Source organism: Longimicrobiaceae bacterium (genome assembly GCA_035696245.1).
Taxonomy (GTDB): domain Bacteria; phylum Gemmatimonadota; class Gemmatimonadetes; order Longimicrobiales; family Longimicrobiaceae; genus DASRQW01.
In genome coordinates this window covers 1-15384 of sequence record DASRQW010000339.1, presented here as the reverse complement: position 1 = coordinate 15384, position 15384 = coordinate 1, and the positions used below count along the sequence as shown (strand labels likewise).

The following is a 15384-nucleotide window of genomic DNA, read 5'->3' as shown; positions in this document are numbered from 1 at the left end:
CGTTCGCCCCATCTCCACCGAGCTCTACGTGATCGGGTGCGAGTACGTCCCGCTCGGCGTCTCCACCAGCTTCACCGTGCGCGACGGCTTCGGGCGCGACGTGACGGCGAACGCGGTGCGCGAGGCGCTTCGTGCGTACCTCTGGTCGCTCGCGCCGGGCGGTCCGTCCGCGACCGGCTGGCCCCTGGGCGTCTCCGTGCGCGACCGCGAGCTGGAGGTGGTGGTCGCGCGCGTGCCCGGCGTCTTCGGCGTGGCGGGCGTCAACATCTTCGGCCGCCAGGGCAACGCGTGGGTGAACCTGCGCGCCGCCAACGCCGCCTCTGCCGAGATGCCGCTGGATCCGTGGCAGCTGCCGGAGCTGCTGGCGATGAAGGTGACGCTCGACGAGCCCGTGGCGCCACCCACGCTGGACGGCGTGCCCAACCCGTTCGCCGGCCGTGCCGGCGCGGGCGGCTCGGGGACCGGGACCGGTGGCACCGGTTCGACGGGAGGAACGGGCTCGACCGGCGGGACGGGGACGGGCCCGGGCGGCGGCGCGGCGGGCGGCGGGGTGCCGCGCGGCGTGGCGGTGCCGGTGGTCCCGGACGTCTGCTGAGCCATGGATTCCAACGGGCAGCGGTTCTGGCTCCTCGCGGAGGAGCGGCACTGGCACCGGCCGGGCGACCCCCCGGCCGTACAGTGGGACGGCGAGCGCCGCTCGCTGCGCCTGGCCAGCCGCCGCGACCCCCCCGCGTGGATCGCCTACAAGGCCGAGGCCCTGTCGCGCCTGGAGCGCGTTCCCGAGGCGGCCGACGCGTTCGGCACGCGGGCGCGGTGGAGCACGGGCCAGAAGCAGGTGATGGCCACCGGCGCGCTCGAGGGCGAGGTCCCCATCTGCACCACGCCGGGCGGGCAGGACCCGTCGGACATCGCGCTGGGCCACGACGGCGTGGTCTACCTGGCGGTGGAGACGGGGGCCACAGGGGGGGAGATGGCGATGGTGGACCGCCGCCAGCGCCGCGAGCCGGCGACGATCGTCGTCGAAGGCTTCCGACCCTGGCGCGTCGCGTCCGATCCCGCAGGCGGCGTGTGGGTGATGGACCGCGCGGCGCGGCTGATCGCCCACACCACCGGCGGGCTGTGGCCCAAGCGGCCGTACGGCCCGTACTCCCCCGGCACCTTCCGCCCGGTGGACGAGAACCCGGACCCGCCGCGCATCTCCGTCCGCGTCGCCGACGCGTGGGAGGAGAACGAGACGGCGGCGGGGATCGCGTGCGGGCCCGACGGGCGGCTGGCGGTGCTGACCTGGGCGGCCGACGGGCAGGGGATGGTGCGCCTGGTGGACCCGGAGACGGACCGCATCGGCCCGCCCGTCCGCCTGCGCGGGGGGCGCTTCCCGTTCTCCATCGCCTGGGTGGCGGGCGGACGGCTCGCGATCCTGCTCTCCCGCGTGAACGAGGCGCCCGTGTACGCGACCGACGACTGGGAGGGCGAGGCGGCGCCGGTGGGCGACCTCTACCCACTGCGGGGGCACGACGGAGGGCCCTTCCTGCACGGCCTCTCCCTGCCGCCGCTGTACGGGACGGACGCGGCGCCCCGGCCGCTCAACCGGCTGTCGCTGCCGCACTTCGCGGCGCGGGGCACGGCGTCGAGCAAGACCTTCCTGGACGGCGGCAGCACGCAGACGGTGTGGCACCGGCTGTACGTGGAGGCGGCCATCCCCGCGGGCTGCGGCATCGTGGTCCGCCTCGCGGCGACGGACGAGCCCGCGTCGCCCATCGCGGCCGACGAGTGGCACGAGCACCGCTTCGGCAGCGCGTTCGCCGTGCCGGACGGCTCGCAGGCGCCGGTGGGCGCGTGGGTGCCGGAGCCGTCGGAGATCGCGTACCAGCCGGGGATGCTGAAGAGCGAGCCCGAGCGCGACCGGGCGGGCCTCTTCACCGTGCTCGTGCAGCGCCCCGGCCGCCGCGTGCGGTCGTTGCGGGGCCGCTACCTGTGGGTCCGCGTGGAGCTGGTGGGCACCGGCCGCGCATCTCCCGAGCTGGCGGCGCTGCGGGCCTACGCGTCGCGCTTCTCGTACCTCGACAACTACCTGCCCGAGCTGTACCGGGAGACGGCTTTCGGACCGGATGCGGACGCGCCGGGGACGGCCACCGCGCCGGACTTCCTGGACCGCTTCCTGGGCAACTTCGAGGGCATCCTCACCCCGCTGGAAGACCGCATCGCCGGCGCGCACCTGCTCACCGACCCGCGGACCGCGCCCGCCGAGGCGCTGGAGTGGGTGGCGGGATGGGTGGGGATGGCGTTCGACCCCGCGCTGGCGGCGGACCGGCGGCGCGCCCTGCTCGCCGCGGCGCCGGAGATGGCGCGCCGGCGGGGGACACTCCGCGGCCTGGCCCTGGCGCTCGACCTGGCGACGGGCGGCGCGGTGCGGGGTGGGGAGATCGTGGTCTTGGAAGATTTCAGGCTGCGGCGGACGTTCGCGACCATACTGGGCGCGGACCTGAGCGAGGACGAGGACCCGCTGCTGGGCGGCATCAGCGTGAGCGGCAACTCGTACGTGGGCGACACGCTCTTCCTGGGCGACGAGAGCCGCAAGGAGTTCCTGGCCCGCTTCGGCGGCGCGCTGCCCAAGACGAAGGACGAGCAGGCCGCCATCGACGCGCTGTACGACGGCCTCGCGCACCGCGTCACTGTGCTCGTGCACCAGGAGGTCGACCCGCAGGACCTGGGGCTCATCGCCCGCGTGGTGCAGCGCGAGACGCCGGCCCACGTGCAGGCAAAGGTGATGGCGACCACCTACCCGTTCCTGGTGGGCATGGCCTCGCTCGTGGGCGTGGACACGTACCTGGGCCCGCGGCCGCCGCGCCTGCCCGTGCGCGTGGAGCGCAGCTACGTGGGCATCAGCGACTTCCTGATCACCCCCGTGTCGCTGGACCCGCGCCTGGAGGGCGGCAGCGTGCAGGTGCTGCGGCCCGGCTCCGCCCCGCCCGTGGCCGATGCGGGAGAGCCCCTCGTGGCCGAGCGCGGCTACCCGTTCGAGCTGGACGGCAGCGGCTCGCACGCGGACCCTGGCCGCACGCTGGAGTGGTACCGCTGGAAGCGCCTGCCCTGACCGACCCCGGCCCCGGCCCGCGGGGCGGCACCCAAGCAACGGAGCGTGGACGATGGCCGACTTCAGCTTTCCCGGCAGCGTGCAGGAGACCAAGGAAGCCAAGGTAGAGGTGGAGCTGCCCAAGGGCGGCTCCTTCCCGGTGGGGAAGATGCGCTTCCGCCTGGTGGTGCGCGACGACTCGGGCAACGAGTCGGTGCCCGACGAGGTGGACGTGTACATCGTGGACCGCACGCTGCCCACCGCCATCCTGGTGGCGCCCAAGCAGGTGGACTTCGGCCAGGCGTTCACGCTCGACGGGACGATGAGCACCGACCCGGCCGGAGGCAGCATCGTGGCCTACGTGTGGACGCGCGTGGAGTAGCCGCATGCCCTTCGACTTCCCGGGCGACGGCGAGAAGACCAGGGAGCCCTTCGCCACGGTGGACGCGCGCCTGGAGCCCGGCCGTTACGTGTTCCGGCTGGAGGTGGTGAACGAGCGCGGCCAGATGAGCGCCCCCGCCGACGTGACGGTCGAGGTGCTGTTCCCGATCAAGACGAGATGAGGCCCCCGCCGGCCGCCCCCCGCCCGGGCCACGGAAACCGATACCCGCAAAGGACCCGCGAATGACGGCGCGAGACCCCCTGGCCAACCGCGCGCTGCGCCCCGACCGCGTCTCGTACGCCACCGGCGCGCTGCTCGGCTCCGACGACTTCACCGCCGAGCAGACGTACCACCGCGCCCGGCTGGCGCGCGCCCTGGCGTACCTGCACGGCACCGGCACCGTTGCGGGCCTGGCCGTGCGCGTGGACCCGCCCGCGGCTGGCGACGGCGGCGCGGCCGACGGCGACCGCGTGACGGTGAAGCCCGGCATGGCGCTGGACCCGCTGGGCCGCATGGTGGAGGTGGCGGCGCCGTCGTGCCTGCGCCTCGGCAGATGGCTGCGCTCGCAGTCCGCCCTGCTGCGCGAGACGGGCTACCTGACGCGCGCCGAGGCCATCGCCGCGGGAGTGGTGCCGGCGGACCCCGCGCCGCCGTGGACGGGCTGCTTCGTGGTGGACGTGTTCGCCGCGTTCCACCAGGCCGAGCGCGGGCTGACGCCTTCGTTCGCGAGCGGGCCGTACGAGGCGCTCGACGCGGTGTCGCCCTCGCGGCTGCGCGACGACCACGAGCTGACGCTGCTGCTGCGGCAGGAAGACCAGCCGCCCGTGCCCGAGCTTCCGTGGGGCGACGTGCCGGTGGACGGGACGCCCGAGGACCGCATCCGCGCGCTGCACCAGGCCATGCTGGACCGCGGGTGGACCGAGGGCACCGAGTTCGACGACGAGCTGGGCGTGCGCCGCCTGCCGGAGCACGCGCTGACGCAGAACGGCACCGAGGTGCTGCTCTCGCGCATGGTGGTGCCCGCGGTGCGCCCCTCCGTGGGCGAGCGGGCGGACGGCGCGTCGCAGCCCGCGCCCGTGCGCGACGCCGCGTTCCCGGTGACCTGGGACGACCACGTGCGCCGCTTCGTCCACTCCGGCCCCGCGCTCGCCTGGCTCACCCGCCAGGAAAGCGCCCCCATGGCCCGCATGGCCCCGGTGCTCTAGGAAACCAGGGTAAATCGAAGGGGCGCCTGGAGATGTAGGGGTGCGATTCATCGCATCCGATCCGCCTCCGCCGCGAACGGGCACCGGCCCACGCGAATCGCCCCCGTCGATCGGACGCCGGCGATCACCCGATGAGATGCGCATCAGCGGCGCGGAGGTAGATGCGCATCGACGGGCGGAATCGGGAGATACGGATCCATGGACGGGATCGGCAGATGTGATTTGCTCGACGTGCATCGGCGGAAAGCATCGGCGAGTGGGGTCCGTCCACGGGCTGGATCGGTGGATGTGAATCTGCTGGCGGCTTTGGTTGGAATCGCTTGATGTGGATCGGCCGGTTCGGCGGATGCGGCATCGGCCGAATGCCGGTCATCCAACCCGATAGACCCCGTTCTCGCGTCCCGCGGCGGTGGCCGGATGCGATGAATCGCACCCCTACGCGGCGTGGGTTCCACGGCTGGACGGGGGAAAGCTTCCGACGGCTGGAACGGATGCGGGCGGGGATCCAGGCGCGGAATACTCTTGATCGACAACGCTCCCCCGGCGCGGCGGCGGGGGAGGGCAGCGAGCCGGGAGGGGGCCCCTCCCCCCGACAACACCCAGCGAGGATTGACCATGTTCGATTCCACCGGAGGACCCGCGCGCGAGCAGCTGGACCGCGCCGAGATGGACGCCCTGCGCGGCACCGTGGTGGTGGACGAGCGGCGGCGGCGCCCCTTCTACTTCGACGGCCGGTTCCTCGCCGCCCGCGACCTGATCCGCGAGCAGGACTACTTCCTCACGCGGCAGGCCGACCTGGGGCGCGCCGGCGGCAGCGGCGTGGTGAACGGGCTGATGGTGGAGCGCGGCGACAACTACACGCTGCGCATCGGCCGCGGGCACGGGGTGACGCCGGCCGGCGAGCTGGTGGTGCTGCCCCGCGACCTGAACGTCAACCTCTCGGACCTGCCGCAGATCCAGCGGCTCGACGCGGCGTTCGGGCTCATGGAGATTCCCCGCGAGCCCGCCCGCAACCGCTCGGGCCTGTACGTGGTGGGCCTGCGCCCGGTGGAGTTCACGGCCAACCCCATCGCCAGCTACCCCACCAGCATCAACGGCCAGCGCAGCGTGGAGTTCGGCGAGATCGTGGAGGGCGTGGCGGTCACGCTGGTGCCCTACCCGGACGACGGCAACGGCAACACGGCCGAGGCCCGCCGCGCCCGAGTGGCCTACGACACCTTCGTGAGCCGCGGCACCCACGGCCCCGCCGCGCCCCTGCTGCCCCTGGCGATGGTGCTGCTGAACCGCGGCACGGTGCAGTGGGTGGACCCGTACATGGTTCGCCGCGAGGTGGGCGCCGACCACGGCGACGTGCTGGGCCTGGGCTTCGCGCCGCGGGCCCTGCGCGAGGCGCACCTGCTCCAGTACGACGCGCACCTGAACGAGGTGCTGGCCCTTCGCCGCAGCGCCGCGCAGGGCGAACGCTTCGCCGCGTCGGACTACTTCCAGGCGCTGCCGCCCGCCGGCCGCCTGCCCGCGGCGTCGCTGAACCCGGCGGACTTCACGCAGATCTTCTTCCCGCCCACGGTGGACGTGGACCTCTCCATCGTGCCGGAAGACGAGCTGCCGGCGCTGGTGGAGGAGAGCCTGCTGCTGCCCCCCATCGACCTGACCGCGAGCGCCGAGGCGCTGGACGGCACGTCGGTGCTGATGCTCTTCCCCGTGAGCCGGTCGCGCTTCCGCCAGCTGGCGGCGCAGCTGGGCTCGGTGACGCGGCCCACGGGCAGCTCGGTGCCGTTCGTGCTAGCCGGGCGCCGCCCGCTGGAGCTGCTGCAGGGGCTGCGGCTGCCCAAGGTGATGGTGCCCGTGCCCACGCCGCAGGAGACGGCAGACACCCAGTGGCGCAGCCTGATCCCCACGTCGGGCATGTTCTGGTACGTGCGGCGCCGCAACCTCCAGTACAAGGGCGACGTGACCGGCGTGCCCGTGCAGGTGCAGACGGGAATGACACAGGTCTTCACGGAAAACGCACCGTTCGGCGTGAAGACGTTCGCGGGCACGCAGCGGATGGCGCTCTCGTCCGAGGCCGGGGTGGACGAGGCCGGGTTGTCGGTGGATGCGGGCCAGGCGACGGACTCCGAGGCGAAGCCGAAGCTCTCGCCGGATGCGCCGCAGCCCGTAACCGCCGACGCGGATGCGGGCTCCGCCCTCTCCGCCGCGCCCGACGAGAGCGCAACGGCGGGGTCGGGAGATGCGGCGTCCGCCAAGCCCGCGGATGGCGATGCGCCTCAGCCGGGGCCGGTGGACACTTCGAAGTCGCCGGGGGGATCGAAGCGGAAGCCCGCCGCCGCCGCGGTCGGCGTGGTGAAGGAGGACTCGCTGCACGGCCTGGTGCTGGCGGCCATGGATACGCTGCACTCCAGCGGCGCCGAGCTGCCGCTGAAGCCCGCCGATGCGCGCGCGGACCCGGCCATCGGCGCGGGGCTGGCGAAGCTGGACAAGGCGCAGCCCGAGCTGAAGGAGAACCCCAAGCTGGTGCAGAACCTGGCCAAGTCCGGCGCGCTTCCCCACCTGGACGCGGTGGCCGCGCAGACGCCGCGAGCGCAGCTGGCCGACCTGGCCGCCGAGGTCGCGAAGGCGGGCACCGGCGCGAGGGCGCCCGCCAGGCTCAACACCCTGCTCACCGCCAAGCGGCAGGCGGGTGAGCCGTGAGCGTCCGCCCCTTCGACGACCGTCTAGAGGGCGAGTTCGTCGCCGCGGTCGAGCCGCCCATCGCGCCGCGGGTGGACGCGGGGTGGCGCCGCCGCCTGAACCTGTTCACCGGCCGCGCGCTGAGCGACACCGCGCTCCAGAGCGAGCAGCAGGGCCGCGGCGGCCGCCTCGCCACCGCGGGGCAGACGCTGTCGCACGGCGTGGTCTCCGGCCTCGAGGTGGGCCTGGAGACGGCGGACGAGCTGGTGCAGCCCGAGAGCGTGACCAACCACGAGATCTGGCCGCACTGGCCGCCGGAGCACGCCGCGCCCGCCCTGGGCGAGACCGCGCAGCGGTGGTATCTGCACGTCGCCCCCGGCTTCGGCCTGGCCGCGTCCGGCGAGGACGTGATCGTCCCCTCGGCGCTGCGCATCCCGTTGGACGAGCTGTGGGTCTACATCACCCCGCAGTACTCGCCGCCGGCCGCCCTCACCGGCTCGCCGCCGGCGGGCCTCATCGGCGACGCCGCCGCGTCCGCATCTCCCGACATCTCGGCAGATGCGTCGTCGGCCGGCGCGAAGGCCGAGGCGAAGGCGGTGGACGACGCGATCGCCTCGCTTCCGCCCACGCTCGCGGCGGCGGTGGTCGCGCGCACGCTGGCGGTGCAGCGCGTGAACGCGTTCGCGGAGACGTCGGCCGCGCTCACCACGTCCGACGGGCCGGTGACCGGCCCGCCGCTGCCGGGCGCGACGGTGAACGACACCGATCCGCTGCGCGCGCCGGTCACCTCGCCGCCGGAGTTCCGCGGCCCGCTGTGGAAGCTGCTGGAGAACGGCACGCCGCTTCCGCCCGCCGCCATCCTCGTCCTGGAGCCCATCGCCGCCGAGATGGTGGGCAACGGCGACCCGGACGACCCGTCGGAGCAGGACCCCGCGGCAGACGCGTTCGCGGACTGGCAGGTGGCCGACGGCTGCCGCCTGGCGCTGTACGCCTGGCCGTGGCCCGACCTCCTCCCGGACCCGGCCCGGCCCACGTGGCGCAACGAGATCGCCGAGCTGGTCTTCCGCTTCGAGGCCGCGGCGCTGCCCGGCGAGCACCACCCGTGGGAGCAGCGCGGCGTCGCGCTCGGCCTCGTCGGGTTCGAGGACGGGGGGATGGAGTTCCCGCGTTTCGTCGACTCGTGGGCCGTGGTGCGCGACGGCGGCAAGCCGCTGCGCCGCAAGCAGCTGGTGAGCGGTGCGGGCGACGCCTTCCTGTGGCAGGCGCGCATGCAGCAGTTCGCGGAGCAGGTTGCCGAGGCCGACTGGACCTCGGCCGACGCGGCGGGCGTCTTCGGCCAGTTCCGCTTCCTGCCGCCCGCCGGCCTGCTCCCCCGCGCCGCGGCGGACGAGAACGGGCGCCCCCGGCCGCTCTTCCCCCCGTACTTCACGGTGGACGCGGTGCCCGTGCCCACCGAGCAGCTGGACGTGGCGATCGCCGGCAGCGCCTCGCTCACCCCGTACGACCTGGAGGGCGGCGAGCCCGACGCGCTGCGCGTGCTCGTGCCCGTGCCCGCCGAGCTGTACGAGCCGCGGCTGCTGGCCACCGACGTGGTGGACCCGGAGTTCCAGCGCATGCTGGACCTGTTCAGCGCGCACCGCCGGGAGATGCTGGGCCGGCGCGAGGACCTGCGCCGCAAGACCGAGGCGGTGGTGGGCGCCTTCGCGGGCAAGCGCCCCGTCTTTCCCCCGCCCGAGAAGGACCCCGAGCGCCTGGACGACGAGGGCGACTGGACCCCGGATCCCCGCTTCGGCGAGCGCGCGCACGACTCGCCGCTGGCCACCGGGCAGCACTGGCACGGCTACACGCGCGGGCCGTGGGTGAGCATCGTCACCGGCGACACGCTCTTCGCCTGGGTGCACCTGAACCCGGTGGACACGCCACGCCAGGTGGCGCTGAGCTGGCTCACCACCCGCGAAGAGCGCCACTACGCCTACTGGGGCGAGAACGTGACGGGTTGGACGGGCGAGTTCGTGACCGCGATGGGCCCGCTGCCCGAGGCCGGCGCCTGGGTTCGCCTGGAGGTGCAGTCCGACGCGGTGAAGCTGCAGGACACCACGGTCTACGGGATGACCTTCTTGGTGGTGGACGGCTACGCCACGTGGGACCGCGCGGGCGTGATCCCCAACCCGGACCAGGTGTGGTTCACCGAGAACCTCCCGGCCGGCGCGGTCGGCACCCCCCCGGTGGGGAACTGGGTGGCGCCGGAGAACATGCTCACCTTCCGCGGCTACCGGATCCTGCGCGTGGGCGACCCCACGCGCACCGCCACGCAGTCGTTCGACGGCGCCACGGCCACGCTGGCGGTGCGCAAGGGCGACAGCCTGGTGGTGGACGTGCGGCTGGACCCGAACGCGCCGCCCACGTCGCTGATGCTCCAGTGGAACGACGGCACCTGGGAGCACCGCGCGTACTGGGGGTCCGAAGAGATCTCGCTGGGCGGGCGCAACCTGATCCTGCCCGGCCGCATCGACCTGCTGCGGATCGGCCGGCGCGACACGCCGGGCCGGCACTACATGGGCGAGCTGCCCAAGCCCGGCGAGTGGGCGCGCCTGGTGGTTCCCGCCGCCGCCGTGGGGCTGGAGGACAAGACCGTCAAGGGGATGGGCTTCACCGTGTACCGGGGGAGTGCCGATTTCGACCGCGCGGGCGTGCGGCGGGCGCTGGTGGAGCCGCCGGGCACCGGCCTCACCGGCAGCTACTACACGGATGCGGCCTTCACCACGCTGAAGATGGAGCGCGTGGACGGAGAGCTGGACCTGCTGCCGCCCGACCGCGGCGGTCGCTTCGACCCCGTGCTGATGGGCGACGTGCGCTCCATCCGCTGGGAGGGGCAGCTCAAGGCGCAGTTCAGCGAGCCGCACAACTTCGTCGCCTACACCAACGCCCAGCAGTTCCGGATGTGGCTGGGCCCCGACCTCATCCTCGACAGCGTCAACCGGCCGCCCTCCAACCCGGGGCAGTGGGAGTCCGGCGCGCGGCCGCTGGTGGCGGGCAAGCGGTACGACGTGAAGATCGAGTACGTGGGCGCCGCCGCCGCACCGTCGCTGGCGGTCACGTGGAGCAGCCTCAACCAGAACACGGCGCGCCTCCCCGAGCGCTTCCTCTACCCGGCGGCCACGGCGGGCGGGGAGATGCTGGGCCCGCCGCAGGAGATCGCGTGGGTGGACGACGCCGCGCCCGGCGGCGCCGACCTGGCCGGCGGCGAGGGCTGGCAGTGGGTCAGCGCCCCCGTGTTCGTCCCGCCGGAGGACGAGTACCTCACCGAGCCGCGCGACGGCGTGCGGGCGTCGCTCACGCTGGACGAGCTGCGCGATGCGCTCGCCGCCACGCCCCTGCGGGCCGACGAGCAGGCGCAGCTCGACGCCATGGGCGTGGACCGCTTCGCCGCCTGGCTCGACGCCAAGGTGCGCGCGGCCGACGACTGGGTGGACTTCGGCTTCCTGCGCGTGCAGGCCGACATGTACCGCCTGCGCAAGCTGATGGTGGGCACCGCCTCGGCCACGCGCCTGGCCACGTCGCCCGCCCTCGCCGCCATCATCAACGGCGAGAGCGCCGCCACGGTGCGCGACGACATCGTGCGCTACCTGGAGCAGGTGCGCACCGGCACGCAAGACGCCCCCAAGCCCGCCGCCAGCGCCGCCCTCGCCCCGGCGGACCGCGCTTCGCTGTCGGCAGACGCGACCGCATCTGCCGTCGTCAACCCGTCCACGCTCAGCGCCACGCGGACCACGTACCTCAGCTCGGCGATGACCAGCGCCTTCCGGCTCTCGCCCGCGGTCGCGGAGAGCGTGGCGGCCCCGCTGGCCGTCGCGGCGCCGCAGCCGGCGTCGATGGCCGTGAGCAGCTTCACGGCGATCACGCCCAAGCTGTCGTCGCCCTTCATCGCGACGCCCGTCTTCACGCAGCCGAAGACGGTGTTCACCCCCGTGCTGCCCATCGGGGTGGTCGCATCCCCCATCGTCACCCCGCCCATCACCGCGCCCAAGATCGCGGCGGAGCTGTCGCCCACCGCGCTCGCCGTGCAGCCCATCAAGCGGGTGACCGCCGTGGGCGGGGTGACGACCAGCGCCGTGCTGAAGGTCGCCCCCATCGTGGGCGAGAAGTTCGACTTCCGCACCGTCACCGTCGCCGAGCGCATGCAGACGCCGCCGGCGAACGAGGCCAAGAGCTTCGCCATGGTGTCGCGCTTCGAGATCCTGGACGGGCTGCGGCGGCTGGACCTGTACATCGACGACCTGGGCATCCCCGGCTTCGTGAAGACCACCGACGGCGTGCCGGAGTACCGCAGCGTCTACAACCAGAAGGCGTACGTGAAGGTGCCGGTGCGCACCTCGCTCCTCTTCGGCGCCATCAAGGACGACCTGGCGCACCGGGTGCTCGACGAGCCGGACCCGGAGAACGCCGACGAGCCCATCTTCTTCAGCATCGGCGTGGAGCTGCTGGACGCCACCATCTCGGCCCTGCGCGCCGTGGAAGGGCGCGTGCAGCAGTACCGCGACGCGGTGGACCTGGTGCGCGGCAGCCGCGACGAGCTGGTCTCGCTCACCCAGAAGCTGGACCTGCGCATCAAGGAGGTGGAGGACGGGCTGGCCGAGGCGCGGCACGACGTGACCGTGGCCCGCGCGCTGCTGGCCGAGGAGACCGAGCGCGTGGCCGGCGTCAACGCCCGGCGGGCCACGGTGCTGCGCGAGCACGTGCGCTTCCTCGCGTTCCACCGTCCGCGCCTCGTGTACGGCAACGCCGACGCGCCCATGCGTCCGCTCGACCCGGCGTACGTGCAGACCGCCGTGCCCGCCGCCTTGGCGGACGCTAGCGCGGCGCCGCCGGAGCTGCGCTCGCTGGTGGAGGTGCTGCGCGAGGCGCCGCTGCGCTGGTTCCCCGGCGTGGTGCCGCTGCTGGACAAGCTGGACAGGACCGACGTGATGATGGGCACCATCGCCAGCGCCAAGCAGCGCGCGCTGGGCAGGCTGGAGCCGGGCACCCTGGAGACGTTCGACGCGCGCCAGTCGGGCAAGCTGGGCGAGGCGATCGGGCGGCGGCTGGTGGCGCAGAAGCAGGTGGTGGGGCAGTGGCGCGGCGCCGCGGCCACGCTGGACCTGGCCGTCTTCCGCGACCAGGGCTGGCGGTGGATGCGCGACCAGGCGGTGCAGGTCCTCTCCCTGGGCGACCTGATCGACGCCGCGCACGGCCGCAGCGACGTGGACCGCGGCGCCACCCGCGAGCTGGACAACGTCCTGCGCGTCGCCACCTCGCTCTACCGCCGCTTCGGCGAGGTGCTGCCCGTGATCCGCCTGGAGTGGGCCGACCGGCTCAGCGAGTTCGACGACGCGGTCAACCTGCGCAACCTGTACTCGCTGCCGCGCTGGGGCGAGCTGCCGTACATGGACCGCCGCGACATGCAGTCGCTGGTGGACTGGCTGTACGGCCGCGTGGAGCCCACGCAGCCGGAGGCGGTGGCGCTGGCGAGCGACCTCGTGCGCATCTGCCTTCTGCTGGCCAGCCACGCGCCGGTGAACATGATCGTGGCGGGCGAGCTGGCGCACGAGGCGGAGGTGAAGAAGGGCGCCACCATCAACCTCTCGGTCGACCTCTCGGCGGTGCGGGTGGGGATGCCGGTGCTGCTGTACGACACGCTCAAGCGGCCCGTGCACGGCATCATCGAGGACCTGGCGGGCGGCGTGGCGGTCACGCGGGTCATCAAGACGGCGGACGCGCCGAAGGGCACGCCCGCGGCCACGGTCACGCTGCCGCAGGGCACGCGCGCGCAGTTCGGCGAGGCGGCCACGCTGGGCACGGTCGCCGCGGTGACCGACCGCACGCCGGAGCGCGACCAGTCCGCCGCGCGCACGCTGGAGAAGATGGGCGAGCGCAAGCAGGCGCTGGAGAAACCCCGGGCCGCGCCGGTGGCCGAGACGCGGAAGCCGGCCTCGCCAGCGGGCCTGGTGAAGGGCCGCGGGTGATGCAGGCCCCCCCGCGCCGCGTGCGGACGGTGCGCCTGACCGCGCCGCGCGAGCCGCTGGTGCGCCGCGGCGCGCTGCTGCTGGAAGACGCGCTGCACACGGCGTCGCTGGGCGCGGCAGACGGGGGGCGGCTGGTGCTGGTGCGGCGGCTGGACGTGGGCGTCATTTACCCGGACCGTGCGGCTGCCGCCGTGGCGATCGAGGTGGAGCGGCGGTTCCGCGACGCGGAGGCGTACGCGGTGCACGGTGGCGATGCGGCCGCGGCGCTCGCCCCCGCCGTCTGGTTCCGCAACGAGACCGAGGCTCACGCCGCGCTGGCCGTGCGCCTGGCGCGTGGCGAGCCCGTGTCCGCGTGGTACTGGCGGCTCGCCGTGCGCACGTGGTCGCCGGCGTCGTCGCGGGCGGACGGGCTGCGCGCCGTCCTGCACTCCGCCGCGCGGACGACGCCGGGAGCCGCCGCCGTTGTGTCGCTCGTCGCGGAGCTGCACGCGGCCGGGTGCCTGGATGCGCTCCTCGCCGCACTCGCGCCCGCGGACGGCGCGGCGCTCCTGCTCGACTGCGGCTGGTCCGCGCCCGCGCTGCCGTTGCGCATCATCCACGCGCGCATGGCCGCCGCATTGCGCTCGACCGCCACGGGAGATGCACGGCGGGCCGGCGCCGTGTCGCCAGCGGTTGGAGTCGCGGAACGGCGGGTGATCGGGGATGCGTGGCGCGCGGTGCTCGTCCGCTGGGCCGCCCGCTGGGGCGACGACGACGCGCGGACGCTCTGGCTCGCCGCCGTCGCGCTCGCCGACCGCGCTTCGTCGTCGCTGCTCGATCCACATCTCCCGTCACGCGCCCAGCGCACCCTCGCCGCCGCCCTCGCGCTCTCGTCCGACGCGGGGCCTGCGCGCGCGGACACCGCACGCCCGAGCGCTCCCACCACTGCGCGCGACGCATCCGGCGCAGTCGTTCCGGGCGACGCATCATCCCCGGCAGCGGAGCCCGTTAGCGGCCTCGCATCTCCAGAAAACGCCGTGGATGCAGCCGCGTCCGAATCTCCCGATCACCCCGTCGTTTCCGTAGACGCCGAGCGGGATGCCGCATTTTCGGACCGCGTCTCGGTAGATGTGGATGCGTCCACGCGCCCCGCGAACGCCGACGCTTCTCATCTGCCGAACGCCTCTCCATCAGCGTCTTCGGCGGATGCGCGAGAGAGCGCGACGGCTGGTGCAGCATCCTCATCTCCCGATGCGCAACCGTTCGCCACCGCAGCGGCCGAGAAGTCGGTTGGCGCAAGCAACCATCTCGCGGCGGATTCGACTCCGGGCGATAAACAGCGCGCATCTGCGGAGATCGAGGCGGATGACGTTGCTGCGGCAGGGCAGACGAGGGCGAGCGTTTCGGGAGATGCGGAGCCTGGGGTGCGTGTTGCGCGGGTGGATCGAGCGGACGCGCTTTCGCCTGCCGAACGGATCGCGCACGAAGCGGTGGCTCGATCCGATGAGGCGAAGGCCCCCGAGGCGGACGATGCGCCGGAGCCCGCGACGTTCGACAAGCCGCGGGAGACGGCGGCGGCGGGGCTGCTCTTCCTGGTGCCGGTGCTGCGGCTGCTGGGAATCGCGGCGCTGCTGCGCGACCATCCGCACCTCGCCGATGCGCAGCTTCCGGCGCGCGTCCTTCGCCGCATCGCGCGCCTGACCGGCGTCGCGGCAGACGATCCGATGCTCGCGCTCTTCCCCGTCTCTCCGCGCGAGCCGTCGCCGCTGGCGTTCGAATGGCCGGCGGTGTGGGAGCAGGGCATCGCCGCGCCCGGCTGGACGGTGCGACGGGGCGGGGGAGATGCGGCGCGCGCCGTCCTCCTTGACGGCACCGGGCGCCTGCCGCTCGCCGCCTGGCGCGGGGACGACCCGGATCGCGTCGCCGCCTCCGCATCTCCCGACGTAGGCATCCCGGTCGATCCGCGCACCGACTGCGCGCTGCTGGTGGATGCATGGACGGTCGCGGCGAGGCGCTGGTGCAGGAGGTACGCGCGGATGGGGCTGACGGCGGTGGTGCGCCGGCCGGGCGGCA

8 protein-coding genes are annotated in these 15384 nt (G+C 74.0%); all 8 read left to right on the top strand.

The window, feature by feature from the left end:
- A partial coding sequence (locus tag VFE05_15745) for a hypothetical protein (protein HET6231526.1) occupies nt 1–595 on the top strand: 595 nt, incomplete at its 5' end.
- Between the two features lie 3 nt (nt 596–598).
- On the top strand, nt 599–3094 hold the full coding sequence (locus VFE05_15740) for a phage tail protein (GenBank protein HET6231525.1): 2496 nt from the start codon (nt 599–601) through the stop codon (nt 3092–3094).
- A 52-nt stretch (nt 3095–3146) separates the two neighbouring features.
- Entirely contained in the window at nt 3147–3455 is a 309-nt protein-coding gene (locus VFE05_15735) for a hypothetical protein (GenBank protein ID HET6231524.1), read from the top strand.
- 4 nt (nt 3456–3459) lie between these two features.
- Nucleotides 3460–3636, top strand: coding sequence for a hypothetical protein (locus VFE05_15730; protein ID HET6231523.1), 177 nt, complete (start codon nt 3460–3462; stop codon nt 3634–3636).
- A 61-nt stretch (nt 3637–3697) separates the two neighbouring features.
- Complete coding sequence (locus VFE05_15725; GenBank protein HET6231522.1) at nt 3698–4660, top strand: hypothetical protein; 963 nt, start codon at nt 3698–3700, stop codon at nt 4658–4660.
- Between the two features lie 615 nt (nt 4661–5275).
- Nucleotides 5276–7351 (top strand): hypothetical protein, encoded by a 2076-nt coding sequence (locus tag VFE05_15720; GenBank protein HET6231521.1) that lies wholly within the window; start codon nt 5276–5278, stop codon nt 7349–7351.
- Nucleotides 7348–13332 (top strand): hypothetical protein, encoded by a 5985-nt coding sequence (locus VFE05_15715; protein HET6231520.1) that lies wholly within the window; start codon nt 7348–7350, stop codon nt 13330–13332. The genes VFE05_15720 and VFE05_15715 overlap by 4 nt, the downstream gene beginning before the upstream one ends.
- Nucleotides 13329–15384 (top strand): hypothetical protein (locus VFE05_15710; protein ID HET6231519.1); only part of this gene is annotated, 2056 nt, incomplete at its 3' end. The genes VFE05_15715 and VFE05_15710, both read left to right, overlap by 4 nt.